This window comes from Variovorax sp. GW821-FHT10D07 (assembly GCF_059415325.1).
This window is the reverse complement of sequence record NZ_JBWKMZ010000011.1, coordinates 245845-266261: the sequence shown is the minus strand read 5'-3', so window position 1 is coordinate 266261 and position 20417 is coordinate 245845. Positions and strand designations below refer to the sequence as shown.

The window sequence follows — 20417 nt, the reverse complement described above, 5'->3', positions numbered from 1 at the left end:
CGGCCTTACTTGATCTTCGCGTTCCAGAAGAAGGGCCAGGTCGCGGGCTGGTAGTTGTCGAGCGCCGGGCTCTTGGCCGACAGCCCGTTGAACTTGCCGACGTTGATGTACGGCACCTCCTCGTAGACCACCTGCTGCACCTTGCCCCACAGCGCGCCGCGCCTGGCCGGGTCGCTCTCGACGTTGAAGGCCTGCAGCGCCGCCTTCTTGGCGGGCGTGTCCCACCAGCCGGGCGCGCCGTCGCCGAGCTGCGGCGGCGAGAGCATCGGCTCGGGGAACTGGCCCGAGTGGGTGACGTAGATGTCCCACAGCTTGGCGTCGTTGCGGCGCTGCACCAGCGTGGCCCAGTCGACCACGTTGAGGTCGACCTTGAAGCCGGCGCGCTTGAGCTGCTCGGCCATCAGGAGCGACATGTTGTAGTGGAAGTCGTACTGGCGGCTCGTGAGCACACGGATCGGCTCGCCCTTGTAGCCGGCCTTGGCCGCGGCCTCCTTGGCCTTGGTGGCGTTGCGCTGGTTGTACTGGTCGGCGCCTGCCGTCGAATAGAAGGGCGAGCCCTTCGGGAAGTGGTTGGCCTCGGCCACGAAGAAGCGCGTGTCGCCGAAGCCGGCCGCGAGCATCTCGCCCTCGCCGAGCGCGGTCTGGATCGCCTGGCGCACCGGCTGGCTCGCGGCCACGCCTTCCTTGGTGTTGAGCACCAGGTAGGGGAAGCCGAACGAGGGCGTCATGATCGGCACCGTCTTGCCGCCCGACTTCTCCAGGCGCGGCAGCGCCTCCACCGGCAGCAGGTCGGCGAAGTCGTACTGGCCGGCCAGCGCGCCCTCGACGCGCGTGCTGGCGTTGGGCACCGGCACGAAGCGCAGTTCCTCGATCGCCGCCTCGCGCTTGCCGCCGTAGCCGCTCGCGGGCTCCTTGCGCGCCGCGTACTTGTCGAAGCGCGTGAGCAGCACGAACTGGTCGGGGCGGCGTTCCTTGAACTTGTAGGGGCCGGTGCCGACGAAGTCCTTGAGCGGCGAGGCGATCGATTCCTTGGCCATGATCGCGGCCATGCCGCTGGGCAGCGCGAGCTGCGACAGCAGCGGCGCATAGGGCTCCTTGAGCACGATCTCGACCGCCAGCGGGCCCTTGGCCTTGAGGCTCTCGATCTCCTTGCCCACGGCCTTGCCGCGCGGCGACTGGTCCATCCAGCGCTGCAGGCTCGCGACCACGTCGTCGGCCGTGAGCTCGCGGCCGCTGTGCAGCATCACGCCCTTGCGCAGCGCGATCGCGTAGGTCTTGCCGTCGGCCGAGATCTTCGGCATGCCCTCGGCCAGCATCGGCACCACGTTCCACTTGGCGTCGAAGGTGTAGAGCGTCTCGTAGACGTGCTGCATGATGGTTCCGACCAGGTCGGCGGTCGAGGCCATCGGATCGAGCGTCTGCGGCTCGGCCACCATCGCCAGCGTGGCGAAGTTGCGCGGACCCTGCGCCTGGGCGTTCAGCGGTGCCACGGCATACAGCGCCGCGAGCAGGGTGGCACCCAGAAGGGTGCGCTTCGACAGCATGGGCAGGCGCGGGAAAGAGCCGGCGTGGGGCATGGAGTTCTCCTTCATGGGGCGAGACGCGTTTGTGAAAAAAACTTTCGTTGCGGGCCGCACTTTGAAGCAGTATCTATGCCAAATCATCCGTGAAAACCCTTGATTCAGCGTTATCACTGAAATAGATTTTCAGTTTCGGCCGATACTGGCGGCCGTTTTCACCCCCTCCCCTTTCATTTCCCTTCTTCAGACAGGAGCTCGTCCATGCCTCTCGAATACCTCGGCGCCCCGCCCACCGCTTCCGACCGCCAGGTGCGTCCCTTCTCGCCGGCCGTGCGCGCGGGCGATTTCATCTACGTGTCGGGCCAGGTGCCGGCCAATGCGCAGGGCGAGATCGTGGCCGGCGGCATCGAGGCGCAGACGCGCCAGGTGATGGAGAACCTGAAGACCGTGCTCGCGCTGGCCGGCGCCACGCTCGACGACGTCTGCAAGACCACCTGCTGGCTCGACGACGCGCGCGACTTCGGCGCCTTCAACCGCATCTACATGAGCTACTTCGGCGAGAACAAGCCCGCGCGCTCGACCACCGAGGCGCGGCTGATGGTCGATGCGAAGGTGGAGATCGACGTGGTGGCGTACAAGCCGAAGGCTTGAGCGGCGCCTGAGCGGCGCTTCGACGGCTCAGGAAGCGTCGCGCAGCAGCGCGACGATGTCGCCATGCTGCTTCTCGAACGCGAGGTCGAAGGCGGTGTGGCCGGCACCGTCCTTGAGCAGCTTGTCGGCGCCATGGATCATCAGCGCGCGCACGGTCTCGTAGTGGCCGCGCGCCGCGGCCTCCATCAGCGCGGTGCGGCCGTTGGCCAGGCGCGCATCGGGATCGGCACCCTTCTCGAGCAGCGCGGTCACGGCCTGCGTCTGGCCGAGGCGCGCGGCCTGCACGAGGTTCGGCACGGCCGCCGCCTGCGCCGCGGCCCAGGGCACCATGGTGCATCCCATCAGCGCCACGCAGGCGTGGATCAGCAGGTGCTTGAGCGGGTTCATGGCGTGTCCTCGGAATCTGCGATGGCGGTCGATGATGGGCCTGCGCGGCGCACGAGCATCGTGCGGGCACATGTCGCTTCGAGCAAGCGACGTGCCATGGCCGCAGGCATGCGCGCATGCTGGCATGGATGCTGCGTTGTCGGGGGTTCAACTCCACTCCGACACCAACGATGACCTCCACGCTCGCGCGCCGCAAGCTTCCTGGCTTCTTCTCCTCGTCCTCGCGCGCCACGCGCTTCGCCTGCACGCTGATGTTCTCCGCCGTGCTCGCCGCCTGCGGCGGTGGCGGCGACAACAGCGTCTTCTCGTTCACGCCCGTGGCCGGCACGCCGCCGACCACGCCCGAGACGCCCGGCGATGCCGTGGTGCTGCAGCCCGACCGCGCGCCCTTCCCGCTGGTCGAGGCCACCGTCGAAGGCTTCCATGCGGCGATGCGCAAGGGCCAGGTCTCGTGCCGCGACGTGGTGCAGGGCTACCTCGACCGCATCGCGGCCTTCGATGCCGATGCCTCCGATGCCTACCCCGACAGCCCCGGCCTGCACAGCGTGATCGCGGTCAACCCGGCCGCGCTCGCGCGCGCCGACGAACTCGACCGCCAGTTCTTCAAGACCGGCCAGATGGCCGGCCCGATGCACTGCGTGACGGTGCTCGCGAAGGACAACATCGACACCCACGACATGAAGACCACGGCCGGCTCGCTGGCCCTGGCCAACAACCAGCCGCCCGACGACGCCTACATCCTGCGCAAGATCCGCGAGGCCGGCGGCATCGTCATCGGCAAGGCCAACCTCGACGAGTTCGCGTTCGGCTTCACCGGCAGCTCGTCGGTCGGCGGCAAGACGCGCAATGCCTACATCCCGGCCAACAGCGCGGGCGGCTCGTCGTCGGGCACCGGCACCTCGATCGCCGCCAGCCTCGCGATGCTGGGCCTGGGCACCGACACCGGCGGCTCGGTGCGCGTGCCCTCGGCGGTCGAGGGCCTCTACGGCCTGCGGCCCACGCTGCGGCTCGTGAGCCAGGACGGCATCGTGCCGCTGGCCCATGGCCAGGACACGGCCGGCCCGCTGTGCCGCCAGGTGCAGGACTGCGCGCTGGTGCTCGATGCCATGGCCGGCTACGACGCCGCGCCCGGCAGCGGCCAGCGCACCGCCAAGGCCTGGGACGCCCCGCTGGTGGCCGATGCCGCCGCCTATGCGGCGATGACCGCGCAGCCCGCGAGCTACACCGCGACGCTCAAGGCCGATGGCCTGCGGGGTGCGCGCATCGGCGTCGTGCGCGCGATGTTCCCGGCCGCGACCGTGGCCAACCAGCGCTTCCTCGACACCCTCGATGCCGCGCTCGACCGCATGAAGGCCGCGGGCGCGACGATCGAGGACGTGCAGATCCCCGACCGCGCGACCATCCTGACCGGCTACGCCAGCCTCTCGTCCTACGAGTTCCGCGACAACCTCACCGAGTACCTCGGCAGCTGGAGCTCCACCGCCGACGGCCATCCGCGCACCACGGAAGACGTGGCGATCGCCATGGCCACGCTGGAACCCACGCGCGTGGCCAACTTCCGCTCGTACATCACCTCGGGCACCAACAAGGAATCCAACCCGACCTACCAGAACAACCTGAAGCCGCGCGACGCCTTCGTGATCCCGCGCGTGACGGCCGCGCTCGACAACCTCGACTTCGCCACTGGCGCGAGCCTGGGCGCGCCCTACGACGTGCTGGTCTACCCGGTGCTGCAGGGCTTCAACAGCACCAGCGTGAACTCGGGCTCGAACAACCGCCTGAGCCCCTTCTCCGGCTTCCCGGCGCTGGCCTTCCCGGCCGGTTTCGTGAAGGCCACCGATGCCTCGAGCTCGGTCGAGCCCGTGACCTTCGAGATGATCGGCCGCGCCTTCGCCGAGCCCACGCTGTTCCGCCTGGCCTACGGCTGGCAGGCCAGCGCCACGGCGCGCGTGCCGAGCCCGCTGGCGCCGGAGCTCAAGAAGCCCGACGCCTCGGCGCTCTAACCGCGCAGCTCGCTCTTGCGCTGCACGATGCGCGAGACCAGCCCGTAGTCGACCGCCTCCTCCGCCGACAGCCAGCGGTCGCGCTCGATGTCGGCCAGCACCACCTCGAGGGGCTTGCCGGTCTCGCGCGCGATCTCGTGCGCGATGCGCTGGCGGGCCTTGACGATCTCCTGCGCCTGGATCGCGATGTCGGTGGCCTGGCCGCCGGCCCCGCCCGAGGGCTGGTGGATCAGGAAGCGGGTGTTGGGCAGGCACACGCGACGCTCGCGCGGCGCGGCCAGGAACAGGTGGGTGGCGGCGCTGCCGACCCAGCCGGTGCCGATCATGTGCACCGGCGCGGCGATGAAGCGCACCACGTCATGGATCGCATCGCCCGATTCGAGATGCCCGCCGGGCGAACTCACGAGGATGTCGATCGGCTTGTCGGCGCTGTCGGCGTCGAGCGCGATCAGCCGGCGCGTGACGTCGGCGGCCACGGCGTCGGTGATGCTGCCGAAGATCAGCAGCGTGCGCGAGCGGAAGGCCTTCTCCTCGAGGTAGGAATTGCGCGGCTCGGCGGTGGCGGCCGGGCGGGTGTCGTCTTCGGATTCCATAGCGAACATGGCGGTCATGGGAAAGCTCCTGCGGGTTGGACGGTTCGAACTGTCTTGACGAACAAGCCCACGCTTTCGTGACATCGCCGGTCGTGGCAAGCTGCGCCGATGCTCGACGAACGCTATCTCTCGCAATTCCCGGCCCTGCGCGGCCGACTGGTGCGCGCGGCGGCGCGGCTGCTCGGCGGCACGGCGCAGGCCGAGGACCTGGTGCAGGACACCTACCTGCGCGCGCTCGAGGCCGGCGAACACGCCGGCATCGACACCGCACAGGCCTGGCTCACGACGGTGATGCAGCACCTCGCGATCGACCGGCTGCGGCGCGAAGGCTGGATGCGGCGCTGGCTCGACGAGGCCGGCGCGACGACGGAGACGGCGGAATCGGCCGAAACCGAGGCCGCGCGCGCCGAAGAGACCGGGCAGGCCTTGCGCCTGCTGGCCGAGCGGCTGAGCCCCGCCGATGGCGCCGCGGTGCTGCTGCGCGAGGTGTTCGAGGTCAGCTTCAAGGAACTGGCCGAGGCCACGGGCCGGACCGAGGCCGCCTGGCGGCAGCAGATGCACCGCGCGCTGCTGCGGCTGCGCGAGCCGCGCGAGAAGGCATCCGACAGCATCGGGCGCGACGCCGTCTTCCCGCTCTACCAGCAGGCGCTGCGCGATGCCGATGCGCGGCTGCTGTTCGCGATGCTGCGCCAGCCGCCGGCACGGGCGATCGGACTGTCGGCCCATGCCGCGCCGCCGCCGGCCTCGGGCTCGCCGCGCGCGGCCTGCCAAGTGGTGCAGATCGGCGGCCGGCTCGGGCTGGTGCTGACGCTGGGCGGGAAGCTGTTGTGCGTGCTGCCGCTGGAGGCGCGGCAGGAAGAGGCGGAAGCGCTCTCGCTCTGAATCGCGGTATTTGCTCCTTCCCCCTCTGGGGGAAGGTCGGGATGGGGGCACGCTGCGATGGCAAGGCCAAGGCCCTATCGACCGCCCGCGGCCCCCACCCCTACCCTCCCCCAGCGGGGGAGGGAGAAAGACACTCAGGCCAGCCGCCCTGCCACCAGCTGCAGCACCCGGTCGCAGCGCCGCGCCAGGTCCTGGTCGTGCGTGACCATCACGAAGGCCGTGCCGTGGCGGCGCGCGAGGTCGAGCATCAGCTCGAACACGGTGTCGGCGGTGCTGCGGTCGAGGTTGCCGGTGGGCTCGTCGGCCAGCACGCAGGCCGGCTGCGTGACCAGCGCGCGCGCGATCGCCACGCGCTGGCGCTCGCCGCCCGACAGCTCGGCCGGCCGGTGATGCAGCCGCTCGCCCAGGCCCACGCTCTGGAGGATCTTCGTCGCCGACTGCGCGGCCGTGGCCGGGTCGACGCGGCGGATCTTCAGCGGCATCGCCACGTTGTCGAGCGCGCTGAACTCGGGCAGCAGGTGATGGAACTGGTAGACGAAGCCCAGGTGCAGGTTGCGCAACCGGCCCTGCTCGGCGGGGTCGGCATGCGCGATGTCCTTGCCGAGCAGCTCGACATTGCCCGAGGTCGGCGAATCGAGCCCGCCCATCAGGTGCAGCAGCGTGCTCTTGCCCGAGCCCGAGGCGCCGACGATGGCCAGCGTCTCGCCGGCATGCACGTCGAGGTCGATGCCGTGCAGCACGGTCAGGTCGAGGCGCCCTTCGTGGAAGCGCTTGGTCAGACCGCGCGCCTTCAATACGACTTCACTCATAGCGCAGCGCCTCGGCGGGATTCACGCGGCTGGCGCGCCAGCTCGGATACAGCGTGGCCAGGAAGGCCAGCACCAGGGAGATGATCGCGATCGGCATGATGTCGCTGCGCTGCGGATCGCTCGGCATCTTGCTGATCAGGTAGATGTCCTTGGGCAGGAAGCTCGCATGAAACAGCTGCTCGAGGAAGGGCACGATCACGTCGATGTTGTAGGCGATGCCCAGGCCCAGCAGCAGGCCGGCCACGGTGCCGATCACGCCCACCATCGCGCCCTGCACCACGAAGATGCCCATGATGCTGCGCGGCGAGCTGCCCAGGGTGCGCAGGATCGCGATGTCGGCGCGCTTGTCGGTCACCGTCATCACCAGCGTCGACACCAGGTTGAACGCGGCCACCGCCACGATCAGCGTGAGGATGATGAACATCATGCGTTTCTCGACCTGCACGGCCGCGAACCAGGTCTTGTTCTGGCGCGTCCAGTCGCGGATCAGGAACTGGCCCGGCAGGGTGACGGCCATCTCGTCGGCCACGTCGCGCGCCTGGTTGAGGTCCTTCAGGCGGATGCGGATGCCGGTCGGGCCCTCGAGCCGGAACACGCGCGCCGCGTCCTGCTCGTTGATCAGGGCCAGCGCCGAGTCGTATTCGTAGTGGCCCGAGTCGAAGGTGCCGACCACGGTGAACTGCTTGAGCCGCGGCACCACGCCGGCCGGCGTGACCTGGCCGCCCGGCGCCACCAGCGTGACCTGGTCGCCGGGCTGCACGAACAGCGAGCGCGCCAGCTCGCCGCCCAGCACGATGCCGAACTCGCCGGGCACCAGCTTGTCGAGCGTGCCCTTGGGCGCGGCGGCCGCGATGTCGGTGACCTCGGGCTCGAGCTTGGGCTCGATGCCGCGCACCAGCGTGCCCTTCATGTCCTCGCCGCGCGCGATCAGCGCCTGGGTCGCGATGAAGGGTGCCGCGCCGACCACCTCGGGGTACTTGCGCGCGGCCGCCATGATGGTGTCGAGCTCGGGCAGGGCCTGGCCGTCGCGCGAGATGATCTCGATGTGCGAGACCACGCCCAGCATGCGGTCGCGCACTTCCTTCTGGAAGCCGTTCATCACGCTCAGCACGATGATCAGCGCGGCCACGCCGAGCGCGATGCCGAGCATCGAGACGCCCGAGATGAACGAGATGAAGCCGTTGCGCCGGGTCGCCCGGCCCGCGCGCGTGTAGCGCCAGCCGAGCTGCAGTTCGTAGGGGAGTCGCATCAGGTCTCCTGCGGCGCTCGGGGCGACGGCATGGGTCGGTTCATGGGGAAAAAGGGTGAAGACGAAGAGGAAGGCGGGCGGAATTGTGGCATCCCGGACAATAGGCCCATGGCCGAACCCGCTCCCGCCCGTCATCTCCTGATTCCCTTTGCCGGCCGCGGTTCCCCGTCCTGCCGCGCAGCCCTCCCAACCTTAAGGTTGCCCAAGCTCGAGGCCCTGCTCGGCCGGCTCGCCGTCACGGCCACCGACACGCAGGACGAAAGCACCCGCTCCCCGCCGCACGAACGCGCCCTGGCGCGCGCGCTCGGCATCGCCGCGGCCGACGGCTGCATCCCCTGGGCCGCGCTCGAGGCACGCCGCAACGGTGCCGCCGCGGCGGACGACACCGGCGCCTGGGGCCTGGTCACGCTGTGCCACTGGCAGGTCGGCATCGACGACGTGGTGCTCGGCGATCCCTCCGCGATCGAGATCGACGCCGAGGAGTCGGCCGCGCTGCTGGCCGCGGCGCGCCCCTTCTTCGAGGAGGACGGCATCGCGCTGCATCCGTCCGCGCGCCCCGGCCGCTGGCTCGCGCGCGCGCCGATCTTCCAGGACCTCGCCACCGCCGCCATCGACCGCGCCGTGGGCCACCCGATCTCGCAGTGGTCGCCGCTGGCCGATGCCGCGCGGCCGCTGCGCCGGCTCCAGAACGAGATGCAGATGCTGCTCTACACCCAGCGCGTGAACGACGACCGCGCCGCGCGCGGCGCGCCGCCGATCAATTCCTTCTGGCTCAGCGGCACCGGCGTGCTCCCCGCGGGTGCCATCAGTCCCGAAGGCCCCGCACCGCAGGTCGACGATTCGCTGCGCACCGCCGCGCTGCACGACGACGGCATCGGCTGGGCCGAGGCCTGGCAGGCGCTCGACGCCGGCCCCGTCGCCGCGCTGCTCGACCACTACAACGCGGGCGCCCCTGTCACGATCACGCTGTGCGGCGACCGCACGGCGCAGCGCCACGAGATCCAGCCGCGCGGCTTCGTGGGCTGGGCGCGCAGCCTGTTCGACCGGCCGCGCGCCGCCGCCGTGCTGGAGGCGCTCTGATGAAGATCCATCCCCGCGACATTCCCCCGCGCAGCGCCTGGGCCCTCGAGCAGGCCGGCGTGCATCCGCTGCTGGCGCGGCTGTTCGCCGCGCGCGGCGTCAGCGCCAAGGACGAGCTCGACGACGGCCTGGCGCGCCTGCTGCCGCCCGACACCCTGCGCGGCACGCACGAGGCCGCGGTGCTGCTGGCCGACGCGATGGCCGCCGACAAGCGCCTGTGCATCGTGGCCGACTACGACTGCGACGGCGCCACCGCCTGCGCGGTCGGCGTGCGCGGCCTGCGCCTGCTGGGCGCGAAGAACGTGAGCTACCTCGTGCCCGACCGCGTGGTCGACGGCTACGGCCTCACGCCGCCGATCGCCGAGCGCGTGGCCGCGAGCGGCGCCGACATGCTGATCACGGTCGACAACGGCATCGCCAGCGTCGACGGCGTGGCCGCGGCCAAGGCGCGCGGCCTGCAGGTGCTGGTGACCGACCACCACCTGCCCGGCCCCGAGCTGCCGGTGGCCGACGTGCTGGTGAATCCCAACCATCCCGACTGCGGCTTCGAGAGCAAGTGCATCGCCGGCGTCGGCGTGATGTTCTACGTGCTGCTCGCGCTGCGCTCCGAGCTGCGCCGGCGCGGCGTGTTCGACGTGGCGACACAGCCCAAGCTCGACGCGCTGCTGCCGCTGGTGGCGCTGGGCACCGTGGCCGACGTGGTGAAGCTCGACGCCAACAACCGCCGGCTGGTAGCGCAGGGCCTGCGCCGCATCCGCGCGGGTGCCATGCCCGCGGGCGTGTCGGCGCTGTTCAAGGCCGCGGGCCGCGTGGCCGCCGCGGCCACCACCTTCGACTTCGGCTTCGCGCTCGGCCCGCGCATCAATGCCGCCGGCCGGCTGGCCGACATGACGCTGGGCATCGAATGCCTGCTGACCGAGGATGCCGCGCGCGCCGACGAGCTCGCGCGCCTGCTCGACGGCATCAACCGCGAGCGGCGCGACATCGAGGGCGGCATGCGCGACCAGGCGCTGCTGCTGGCCGAGTCGCTGTTCACCGTCGACGGCGAAGGCACCGAGACCGTGCCCGCGGCCATCAGCGTGTTCGATGCCGACTTCCACGAGGGCGTGGTCGGCATCGTGGCCTCGCGCATCAAGGAGCGCTTCCACCGGCCCACCTTCGTGTTCGCGGCCAGCGGCGCGCCCGGCAAGGAGCACGAGCTCAAGGGCTCGGGCCGCTCGATCCCGGGCTTCCACCTGCGCGATGCGCTGGACCTGGTCGCCAAGCGGCATCCGGGCGTGCTGCTGCGCTTCGGCGGCCACGCGATGGCGGCCGGCTGCACGGTCGCGCGCGAGCAGTTCCAGACCTTCGAGCGCGCGCTCGCGCAGGTGGCCGACGAATGGCTCGATGCCGCCACGCTCACGCGCCGCATCGACACCGACGGCCCGATCTCGCGCGAGTACTTGCGCGTGGACCTGATCGACACCCTGCACCGCGAGGTCTGGGGCCAGGGCTTCGCGCCGCCCACCTTCAGCGAGGAGGTCGAGGTGGTGTCGCAGCGGCTGGTCGGCGAGCGGCATCTCGCGCTCAAGCTGCGCCACCAGGGCCAGCCCATCGACGGCATCTGGTTCGGCCACACCGACCCGCTGCCGCCGCGCGTGAAGCTGGCATTCCGGCTCGACGCCGACGAATGGCAGGGCGTGCGGCGCGTGCGCTTCCTGGTCGAGGGCGCGGAGATCTGAAGCGTTCGAGCCCCGGCCACAGGTTACGCCGGGGTTTCCGCTGCAAGCAATTGCGTGCGCTGTCCCGCCACGGCGGGCGCGCGGTCGGTACACATTCCTACAAGGAAGGCGCGCGGGCCTTCTACGCTGGCTTCCATGCACGGCGCGCCACGGCCGATTTCCGGCAGCGTCCACGCGGTGCAACGCAGGAGACCGGCATGCAGACACCCTCCCCCGACGTGTTCCCCGGCGCCGAGCGTCGCCCGCTCGCGCTGGTGACCGGCGCCTCCTCGGGCATCGGCTACCAGCTCGCGCGGCGCGCGGCCGAACATGGCTACGACCTGCTGATCGGCGCCGACGAATCGCTGGCGCAGGCCGAGGCCGACCTGCGCGCGCTGGGCGCGCGCGTGTTCGCGGTGCGCGAGGACTTCGCCACGCGCGACGGCGTCGACGCGCTGCTCGCGGCCTGCGAGGACCGGCCGATCGACGTGCTGTTCGCCAACGCGGGCCACGGCCTGGGCCATGGCTTCCTCGACCAGGAATTCCACGACGTGCAGCACGTGATCAACACCAACGTGACCGGCACGCTCTACCTGGTGCAGCGCGTGGGCCGCGCGATGCGCGAGCGCGGCCAGGGCCGCATCCTCATCACGGGCTCGATCGCGGGCTTCCAGCCCGGTGCGTTCCAGGCGGTCTACAACGGCACCAAGGCCTTCATCGATTCCTTCGCGATGGCGTTGCGCAACGAGCTCAAGGACACGGGCGTGACCGTGACCTGCCTGATGCCCGGCGTGACCGACACCCACTTCTTCGCGCGCGCCGACATGCTCGACACGCGCGTGGGCCAGCAGTCCGACAAGGCCGATCCGGCCGAGGTGGCGAGGGAAGGTTTCGAGGCGCTGATGAAGGGCGAGAGCGGCGTGATCGCGGGCTGGCGCAACAAGATGCAGGTGGCGCTGTCGCGCGTGATGCCCTCGCCCGCGCTGGCCGAGCAACACCGCAGGATCGCGGAACCGGGCAGCGCGCACGCGCCTTCCTGAGCCGTCCCGGACCGTCGACGCGCGAACGTCGGAACCTTCTTCGTACATTCCCGACGCCCTACGTAGCCTTGCGACTTTTGGAGGTGCACGCGAGCGTGCCTCGCGGGCATGATCGCGCCCATGCGTTGTCCTTTCCCGATCGCTCCGGCGCGCAGCATGCGACTGCCGGGTGCCCATCGGGCGCCTGCGTCTTGAACCCCCGCGCCCTTCGATGCGCCGCTGGCACGCGGCGTTCACATGGCGCGCCTATCCTGCCTCCAGGCTTGCGTACGGCAACGCTTCTTGATGTCCGCTCACCGACGAACCCCAGGAGGATTTTCTTTCCATGCGCCGTTTTGAACTGATCGAGGGAACCGCCAGCAAGTTCTGGGAAGTGGAACAGGCGGAGAACGATCTCAACATCCGCTGGGGCCGCATCGGCACCGCGGGCCAGAGCCAGACCAAGTCCTTCGCCGATGCCGCGAAGACCGCCACCGCGCTGACCAAGCTGGTGAGCGAGAAGACCGGCAAGGGCTACAAGGAAGTCGGCGTGAGCGCCGATGCGAGCATCGGCAAGACCGAGGCCAAGCCGAAGGCGGAAGCGCCTGCCGCCGCACCCGCCGCGGCGCCTGCGGCTGCACCCGTGGAGGCAGCGACGAAGGTCACCGCATCCGCCCCCGCACCCGCCACGCCGGCACCGCCGCCCGTCGCGAGCGAAAGCCTCGACAGCCAGTGCGAGCGCGTCGTCGAGGCCGTGCGCATCGCGATCGAGGACGGCAGCGTCAAGACCGGCGACAAGTTCTCGGCCGCCGCGCTCAAGCGCCAGTACGGCGTGAGCGAGCAAGGCGCCACGATGGCCTTCGAGGAGCTCAAGTCCCATGGCCTGCTGTCGGGCTGGGGCACCACCGCCGAGGTGCGCGAGAAGGCACAGGATGCGGCGCGCGAGCTCGCGCAACGCGCGGTGGCCGCGCACGGCGAGACCCCTGCCCAGCCCGTGACCGAAGGCGCGCCGCCCTGGCTTGCGCAGGGCGCGCCGCTGCGCATCACGGCGCAGACGCGCGAGTTCGCCTATGCCTCGCGGCGCTTTCCCTCGACCCGGCCGGTGCTCGACCTGGCGCAGGCCTGGAAGCGGGCCTGCAACGACCTCGAGCTGCCGCTGGACCTGGCCGCGACCGATGCCGCGCTGCGGCCCGCAGCCGAGCGCATGCTCGCGCGCGACAAGCCCGCCACGCCCGCGCCCGATGCCGAGGCCGATGCGCTGCTGCTGGCCTTCATGGACCACAACACGCGCCGCGACAAGGCCGGCTCGGTGGTGTTCCTGATCCAGTACCTGGTCGCGCAGTACGGGCTGGCCGGCGCGATCGAGGTCTACCTGTCGGCGCTGCGCCTGCAGGTGGAAGGCAGCTACGACCAGCAGGCCAAGAAGTGGCGCAGCCGCTTCTCGGGCAACCCCGGCCAGGCCGTCAACCACGGCTGGTACGGCGCCGTGGGCGATGCCGAGGAAGTGCTGCGCGAGCAGCTCTCGACCGCACCCGAGGCCGAGTGGCAGCAGTGTGCCGACCTGATCGAGGCCGCGCTGCCCTCGCTGCATCCGAGCCGCCAGCCACTGGCCGCACTGCTGCTGCCCGAGCGGCCTGAACTCTCGAACGCCCTCGCGCTGCGGCTGGCCGGAGAGAAGGACAGCGGCGAGACCTTGCACTGGCTGCTGCTGACCATCACCGATGCCGCCGCCGCCGCGCAGGCCGCCAAGGTGCGGCTGAGCTATTCGAGCGGCTTCTGGGGCCACTACAAGATGACGGCCACCGCGCTGCTCGAACGCGGCACCGAGGCCGTGGCGCTGCTCGAGCGCGGCGCGGCCGAGGAACACGCGGGCGAGACGCTCGCGGCCATCGGCACGCCCGAGGCGGTGGCGGCGCTCGCCAAGGTCGCGAGCGGTTCGAAGGCGGCGCTGGCGCGGCTGTCGCTCGCGGTGGACCGCTGGCCGCAGGCCGCCATCGTCGCGCTGGCGCGGCTGGTGGCCGCCGGCGGCAAGGACGCGGGCCTGCTCACGCCCAGCCTCACGCGGCTGCTGCGCGCGCACGGCGGCCTGGTCGACGGCCTGCGGCCCTGGCTCGATGCCGGCGCGCAGGGCGCGATCGACCGCCAGCTCGCGCTGCTGTCGGGCCCGAGCGAGGTCGCCGATGCCAGCGAGCTGCCAGGCGTGCTGGCCTCGCCGCCCTGGCTCGCCAAGGTGCAGAAGAAGGCAGCCGCGGTGCTCGCGCTCGAGCCGCTCGCGCTGGCGCCGGTCGAGCAGTGGGCGCCGGGCGCGCGCGAGGAGGCGCAGCGGCCCGGCACCTCGTGGCAGGTGAACCGCTTCGCGACCGCGCGCACCGACGTGCAGGTGATGCTCAAGGAGCTGGGCTTCGAGAGCAAGGCCAGCAAGCTCGCGCACGAGGAGCAGGTGAAGCTGATGCAGGCCGCCTACGAGGCCGAGGACATGCCCGATGCCGCGGTGCTGCAGGACATCCACCAGCGCGGCGAGGCGCGCGAGAAGGAACTGCTCGCGAGCCTGCGCGACCCGATCCTCGACACCGCGCGCGAAGGCATCCGCAGCGGCGATGCCAGCAAGCTGATCGCCGCCTGGCGTGGCATGCTGGCCGCGCGCAAGCAGGAGCGCTACTACTTCTTCTGGTTCGATGCGCGCTATGCGGCGCTGCTGCCGCCCGAACTCGGCGTGCCGTTCTGGAACGCGGTGGCCGGCCAGGCCGAGACCCAGGGCGCCGACTTCGTGATGGCGAACTTCGGCCTGCCCGCGCTGCCGGGGCTGCTGTCGGTGGTGCGCGCCAAGCCCGGCGAGAACCTGCAGCTCGCGCTGAACTACGGCGCGGTGGAACTCGCGGCACCGGCCGCGCGCGCCTTCGCCAAGCTCAAGACCGTGCGCCAGGCCGGCCGCGACTGGCTGCTCAAGTACCCCGAACACGCGGCCTGCGGCCTGATCGCGCCCGCGCTCGGCAAGGCCGGCGAGGCGCGCGACGCGGCGGGCTCGGCGCTGCGCCTGCTGCAGGCCGAGGGCCATGCCGAGCTGCTGCTCGAAGTGGCCGGCCGCTACGGCAAGGACGAAGCGGTGCAGGCGCTGCGCGCCGTGCTCGAGGAAAGCCCGCTCGACCGCTTCCCCACCAAGCGCGCGAAGCTGCCCGAGTTCTGGCAGCCGCGCGGCTGGCGCCGGCCGGTGCTGCGCAACGGCAAGGCGCTGCCCGACGAGGCGCTCGACCACCTGGGCCAGATGCTCACCTTCCCGACCAACGAGGAGGTCTACGGCGGCATCGCGGTGGTCAAGGAAGCCTGCGCACCCGAGTCGCTGGCCGACTTCGCCTGGGACGCCTTCAGCGCCTGGCTCGAGGCCGGCGGCCCGAGCAAGGAAGGCTGGGCGCTCACGGTGCTCGGCTTCCTCGGCAACGACGACACGGCGCGCCGGCTCACGCCCTTCATCCGCGCCTGGCCCGGCGAGGCCGCGCATGCGCGCGCCGTCACCGGCCTCGACGTGCTGGCCGGTATCGGCTCCGACGTGGCGCTGATGCTGCTCAACGGCATCGCGCAGAAGGTGAAGTTCAAGGGCCTGCAGGACCGCGCGCGCGAGAAGATCGACACGATCGCCGAGGCGCGCGGCCTCTCGACCGAGGAACTCGAGGACCGGCTCGCGCCCGACCTCGGCCTCGACGAACAGGGCACCCTGCTGCTGGACTTCGGGCCGCGCAGCTTCAAGGTCGGCTTCGACGAGGCGCTCAAGCCCTATGTGCGCGAGCGCGCCGACGGCGTGGACGGCGCGCGCCTGTCCGACCTGCCCAAGCCCAAGAAGACCGACGACGCCGAGAAGAGCAAGGAGGCGGTCGAGCGCTTCAAGCTGCTCAAGAAGGACGTGCGCACCATCGCGAGCCAGCAGCTGCTGCGGCTCGAGGTCGCGATGTGCGTGCGCCGGCGCTGGACGCCCGAGGTGTTCCGCACCTTCCTGGTCGAGCACCCTCTCGTGCGCCACCTGGTGCAGCGGCTGATCTGGGGCGCCTACCGCGTGCAGGGCGAGGCCAGCTACGGCGGCGAGCTGCTGGCGTGTTTCCGCGTGGCCGAGGACGGCAGCTTCACCACCGCCGAGGACGATCCCTTCGAGCTGCCCGCGGGCGAGGACATACGCATCGGCGTGCCGCATGCGCTCGAGATCTCGCCGGCCGACGCGGGCGCCTTCGGCCAGGTGTTCGCCGACTACGAGCTGCTGCAGCCCTTCGCGCAGATCGGCCGCGACACCTACGTGCTGACCGAGGACGAGAAGAAGAGCCAGAAGCTCGAGCGCTGGAAGGACGCCACCGTGCCCACGGGCCGCGTGCTGGGCCTGGTCAACAAGGGCTGGCGCCGCGGCGAGGCGCAGGACGGCGGCGGCATCTGGTACTTCAGCAAGCCGCTGGGTCCGAACCGCGTGATCGAGCTCTACCTCGACCCCGGCATCATCGTCGGCATGGTCGACGAGTACCCCGAGCAGAAGCTCGGCGAGGTGCAGGTCGGCAAGCCCTCGGGCTGGGGCAACATGCAGAACGCCGAGACGCTGGACCAGCTCGATCCGATCTCGGCCAGCGAGCTGATCCGCGACATGGAAGGGCTGCGCGCTTGAGCGCGGCGGCCGCGCGGCCGAGGTCCTGGCTGCTGGCCGCGGGCCTGCTGCTCGCGGCGCTGGCCCCCGCGGCCGCGCGTGACGTGGCGCCCGAGGTGCCGCCGCAGGTCGACACCGTGGCCACCGGCGGCGAATGGCGCACGGCGCGCGACGGCGGCGTGCTGCGCATCGTGATCGTCCACCAGGGCTTCGAGCACGTGCACTCGCGGCTGTGGCTCGAATGGCTCGCGAGCGGCGAGCGCGGACCGGCGCGCCGGGTGGCGCGGGTGCTGGTCAAGGAGCTGTCGGGCGGCATGAACGTGCTCGCCGTCGACGAGCGCGCCCGCACCTTCGAGGGCCCGCGCATCCGGCTGCGCAGCACCCACAGCTATTCCCACGAGACCACCGACATCGCGATCGAGGCCGGCGCGCCCGGCCGCTACCAGCTGCTCGAGCAGCCCTCCAGATGACCGCTTCCAGCTTCGCCCTGCCACCCGAACTCCAGAACGCGCTGCCGCCCGGCGAGCCCGGCGCGAAGCCCCCGCCCAAGGCCGCCTCGCTGCCCACGCTGCGCAAGCGCGTGCTCGACAAGTGCGGCGAGTACGCGGTCGACGCGCTGCTGCCCGAGCCCTTCGAAGTGCGCTCGCCCGCCACGCGCGGCTGGCTCGAGGCCGCAATGGACGCGGCCGACACGCGACTGCTGGGCCTGATGATCGCGCGCTTCCGCGAGCAGGCCTACACCGGCCGCGACGAGCCGGCCGAGGCGCTGGTGCACTGGCTGGTGCTGCAGCACGGCCTGGCCACCGCCTTCGACGCGCTGCTGCATGCGGCGCGCTGGCGGCGCGAACGCATCGGCCACAAGCCGCTGCGCCAGGATGCGCCGCCCGACGATGGCGCCCATTCCTTCTGGGGCCAGCCCGCGAGTTCGCTGTGGCAGTTCCGCGGCCACTGGATGGAGGCCGACGCCGCAACGCGCGCCGCCTGCATCGAGCGGCTGCGCGCGCTCGACCCGCAACTGCCGCTGGCCGCGCGCGCCCGCTTCGCGATCGCGCTGCCCGAATGGCGCCCGCACGCGCGGCAGCTGTTCGACCAGGCCACGCCCGAGCAGCTCGAGCGCTGCGGTCCCTGGCTGCGCTGGGCTGCCGGCCTGCCGCTGGCCGAAGTGGCGGGCGACGGCACGCGGCTGCTCGACCAGCCGTCGCTGCTCGCGCTGCTGCTGCGCGAACACGGCGAGGCGCTGCTGCCCCTGCTGCTGGACCTCGGCGCGCGCCAGCGCAGCGTGGCCGTGGCCTGGACGCTGGCCGCCTTCGGCACGCCCGAGGCCACCGAGGCGCTGGCGCGCATGACCGCCGCCGACGCCGCCTGCGCCAAGGCGCTGGGCTGGGTCGCGGGTGAACGCCCCGAGCGCTGCTTCCTCGCGCTCGCGCAGGTGCTCGAGGACGGCGGCCTGCCCAAGGCCGGCGCCGCGCGCCTGGTGCCGCAGCTCAAGACCCTGGCCGGCACGCTCGGCGAGCGCTTGCCCGCGCTGCTACCGGCACTGCCGGCCGCCGTGCGGCGCCAGCTCGGCGCGGTCGCCGACCAGGCCGGCGCGGCGCCCGAGGCCTTCGCCGACCGCGCGCGCTGGCCCGCGGTGCTCGCCGACCCGCCCTGGGCGCGGCGCGCGGCCGATGCGGCGCCGCCGCTGGTGCTGGCCGGCCTGCCCGTGCTCGAGGTGCCGCCCGAGGAGGACTGGGGCGACGAGGTCCGCCAGGACTGGATCGACCGCGACACGCCCTATGTCTACCGCCAGCCGATGGAGGCCGAGCGCGCCATCGGCGAGCGGCTGCGCGAATGGACGCCGGAACGCGTCGCCGCGCTGCACACGCAGCCGCCGCAGGCGCTCGAGCGCTTCATCGCCGACTGGCAACGCGTGCACGACGATGCCGCGCCCGACCGCCGCCAGTACGGCAACTTCATTGCGGTGCAGGCCGCCTGGTTCCTGCCGCCGGCCACCGGGCTGGCGTTCTGGAATGCCGTCGGCAGCGGCAAGGAAGCGCCGCGCGCCGGCGGCTTCGTGGCGCGCTTCGGCGCCGCCGCGCTGCCGGGCCTGCTGCAGGCACTGGCCAACGATGGCGACGAGCATTTCGTCGCGCGCTTCATCGGCGCCACGCAGCTCGCGCCCTTCATGGCGCAGGCGCTCGCGCGCCGGCCGACGCGCCGCGCGCAGGCACGCCAGTGGCTGCTGCGCTTCGCGTCGCATGCCGCCGCCGGCCTGCTGCCAGCCGCGCTGGGCCCCGAGGGCGAGGCACGCCAGCAGGCCCGCGCCGCGCTGCGCGCCATGGCCGCGCTGGAACAGGCCGAGGCGCTGCGCGCCATTGCGCGCCGCCATGACGACCCGGCCGTGGCGACCGCAGTCGATGCGCTGCTGGCCGAGGATCCGTTGCGCGACTTCCCGTCGCGCATCCACGCACGCAGCAAGCTCCCGGCCTTCTGGCAACCGGCCGGCTGGCGCAAGCCGCGGCTGCGCGACGACGGCCTCGCGCTGCCCGACGAGGCGCTGCAGCCGCTGGGCCTGATGCTGAGCTTCGCGGCCGACCTGCCGCAGGGCTATGCGGGCCTGGACGCCGTGCGCGCCGCCTGCGAGCCCCAGAGCCTGGCCGACTTCGCCTGGGACGCCTGCGAATCGTGGGAGGCCGCGGGCGCCGGCGCGCCCGGCAACTGGGCGCTGCGCGCGCTCGGCCTGGTCGGCACCGACGACACGGCGCGCCGGCTCGGCGCCCTCGTGCGGCGCTGGAGCGCTCCGGGCGCGGGCGGCACCGCCACGCGCATCGGCTGGGTGCTCGAGGCGCTGGCGCGGCTGGGCAGCGACGTCGCGCTGATGCAGCTCGACGCGATCGCGCGCAAGAACCGCATCGCCACGGTGCGCCATGCGGCCGCCGAGAAGCTAGCGCAGGCCGCGGCCGAACGCGGCCTGAGCGGCGACGAACTCGAGGACCGGATCGCGCCCGACCTCGGCCTGGACGAGCGCGGCGGCCTGCTACTGGACTTCGGGCCGCGCCAGTTCCATGTCGGCTTCGACGAGGCGCTGGTGCCTTTCGTGCGCGAATCGGTCGAGGGCCGGCCGGGCGCGCGCCTGGCCACGGCGCCGCGGCCACGCGCGAGCGACGATGCCGAACTCGCGGCCGCGGCCGCGGAACGCTTCAAGGCGCTCAAGCAGGATGCCGCCACCGTCGCGGCCCAGCAGCCGCTGCGGCTGGAACGCGCGATGCGCACGGGCCGCGGCTGGCCGGTGGAAGACTTCCACCGCTTCATCGCCGGGCATCCGCTGATGCGCCACCTGGCCGAGCGGCTGGTGTGGGGCGTGACCGAGGGCGGGCGCGACGCGCGCGGCCTGACGCTGCTGCGCGCCGCCTTCCGCGTGAGCGCCGAAGGCGAATGGGTCGATGCCGACGAAGCGCCGCAGGCCTTCGACGACCACGATGCCGCGCGCATCGTCGTCGCCCATCCGCTGCAGCTGAGCGCCGCGCAGATCGCCGCCTTCGCACAGCAGTTCGCCGACTACGAGCTGATCCAGCCCTTCGAGCAGCTGCACCGCGCCGTGCATGCGCCGCGCGAGGACGAACGCGCGCTGACCGCGCTCACGCGCTGGTCGGGCCGCATCGCGCGGCCCGGCCCGCTGTGGGCGCTGGAGTCGCGCGGCTGGCTGCGCGGGCGCGGCGGCGGCGGTGCCTACGACCATGCCTGGCTAGGGCTGGGCGGCGGCCGCGCGCTCTCGTTGCGCTTCGGGCCCGGCCTCGACAACGCGGGCGCCGGCGAGGACCAGACGCTCGACGTGCTGCACCACGGCCACCCGTTCGGCGAACTCGATCCCATCGTCTTCAGCGAGGCGGTGCGCGACATCGACGCGCTGGGCGCGCGCTGAGGAGCGCT

14 protein-coding genes are annotated in these 20417 nt (G+C 72.0%); 9 read left to right on the top strand and 5 right to left on the bottom strand.

The window, feature by feature from the left end; translation table 11 throughout:
* Positions 1–5 precede the first annotated feature (5 nt).
* Positions 6–1577, bottom strand: a complete 1572-nt coding sequence (locus AC07PU_RS28870) for an ABC transporter substrate-binding protein (protein ID WP_495321794.1) — start codon at positions 1575–1577, stop codon at positions 6–8.
* A gap of 204 nt (positions 1578–1781) precedes the next feature.
* Here AC07PU_RS28870 and AC07PU_RS28865 point away from each other — a divergent pair, with 204 nt between their 5' ends.
* A complete protein-coding gene (locus AC07PU_RS28865; protein WP_057597741.1) occupies positions 1782–2171 on the top strand; it encodes a RidA family protein in 390 nt (129 codons plus the stop codon).
* Positions 2172–2198: 27 nt separating this feature from the next.
* Here AC07PU_RS28865 and AC07PU_RS28860 read toward each other — a convergent pair whose 3' ends face one another.
* The gene (locus tag AC07PU_RS28860; RefSeq protein ID WP_490878874.1) at positions 2199–2558 is read right to left on the bottom strand and encodes an ankyrin repeat domain-containing protein; all 360 of its coding nucleotides are present in this window, start codon (positions 2556–2558) and stop codon (positions 2199–2201) included.
* 170 nt (positions 2559–2728) lie between these two features.
* On the opposite strand from AC07PU_RS28860, the gene AC07PU_RS28855 reads away from it, so the two are divergent.
* Entirely contained in the window at positions 2729–4561 is a 1833-nt protein-coding gene (locus AC07PU_RS28855; RefSeq protein WP_495321793.1) for an amidase family protein, read from the top strand.
* Here the strand turns inward: AC07PU_RS28855 and AC07PU_RS28850 are convergent.
* Positions 4558–5172: an ATP-dependent Clp protease proteolytic subunit gene (locus AC07PU_RS28850; RefSeq protein WP_495321792.1), complete on the bottom strand. Its 615-nt coding sequence runs from the start codon at positions 5170–5172 to the stop codon at positions 4558–4560. The two genes, AC07PU_RS28855 and AC07PU_RS28850, sit on opposite strands and share 4 nt — an antisense overlap.
* A 90-nt stretch (positions 5173–5262) precedes the next feature.
* Between AC07PU_RS28850 and AC07PU_RS28845 the strand changes: the two genes are divergently transcribed.
* Positions 5263–6036 (top strand): sigma-70 family RNA polymerase sigma factor, encoded by a 774-nt coding sequence (locus tag AC07PU_RS28845; RefSeq protein WP_495321791.1) that lies wholly within the window; start codon positions 5263–5265, stop codon positions 6034–6036.
* A 134-nt stretch (positions 6037–6170) separates the two neighbouring features.
* Here AC07PU_RS28845 and lolD read toward each other — a convergent pair whose 3' ends face one another.
* Both lolD and AC07PU_RS28835 read right to left on the bottom strand, forming a co-directional pair.
* Entirely contained in the window at positions 6171–6845 is a 675-nt protein-coding gene (gene lolD, locus AC07PU_RS28840; protein ID WP_093351827.1) for a lipoprotein-releasing ABC transporter ATP-binding protein LolD, read from the bottom strand.
* Positions 6838–8094 carry a lipoprotein-releasing ABC transporter permease subunit gene (locus AC07PU_RS28835; RefSeq protein ID WP_495321790.1) on the bottom strand — a complete coding sequence of 419 codons (1257 nt, stop codon included), beginning with the start codon at positions 8092–8094 and terminating at the stop codon, positions 6838–6840. Before AC07PU_RS28835 ends, lolD begins: the two co-directional genes overlap by 8 nt.
* A 108-nt stretch (positions 8095–8202) precedes the next feature.
* Between AC07PU_RS28835 and AC07PU_RS28830 the strand changes: the two genes are divergently transcribed.
* The 6 genes from AC07PU_RS28830 (at position 8203) to AC07PU_RS28805 (ending at position 20409) form a co-directional block, all read left to right on the top strand.
* Positions 8203–9174 (top strand): hypothetical protein, encoded by a 972-nt coding sequence (locus tag AC07PU_RS28830; protein ID WP_495321789.1) that lies wholly within the window; start codon positions 8203–8205, stop codon positions 9172–9174.
* Positions 9174–10895 (top strand): single-stranded-DNA-specific exonuclease RecJ, encoded by a 1722-nt coding sequence (gene recJ / locus AC07PU_RS28825; RefSeq protein ID WP_495321787.1) that lies wholly within the window; start codon positions 9174–9176, stop codon positions 10893–10895. The genes AC07PU_RS28830 and recJ overlap by 1 nt, the downstream gene beginning before the upstream one ends.
* Before the next feature lie 197 nt (positions 10896–11092).
* Positions 11093–11914, top strand: coding sequence for an SDR family NAD(P)-dependent oxidoreductase (locus AC07PU_RS28820; RefSeq protein ID WP_208513993.1), 822 nt, complete (start codon positions 11093–11095; stop codon positions 11912–11914).
* Positions 11915–12239: 325 nt separating this feature from the next.
* Complete coding sequence (locus AC07PU_RS28815) at positions 12240–16529, top strand: DUF4132 domain-containing protein (RefSeq protein ID WP_495321786.1); 4290 nt, start codon at positions 12240–12242, stop codon at positions 16527–16529.
* Complete coding sequence (locus tag AC07PU_RS28810; protein ID WP_398494022.1) at positions 16526–16978, top strand: hypothetical protein; 453 nt, start codon at positions 16526–16528, stop codon at positions 16976–16978. The genes AC07PU_RS28815 and AC07PU_RS28810 overlap by 4 nt, the downstream gene beginning before the upstream one ends.
* The gene (locus AC07PU_RS28805; protein WP_495321785.1) at positions 16975–20409 is read left to right on the top strand and encodes a DUF4132 domain-containing protein; all 3435 of its coding nucleotides are present in this window, start codon (positions 16975–16977) and stop codon (positions 20407–20409) included. Before AC07PU_RS28810 ends, AC07PU_RS28805 begins: the two co-directional genes overlap by 4 nt.
* Positions 20410–20417: the final 8 nt, after the last annotated feature.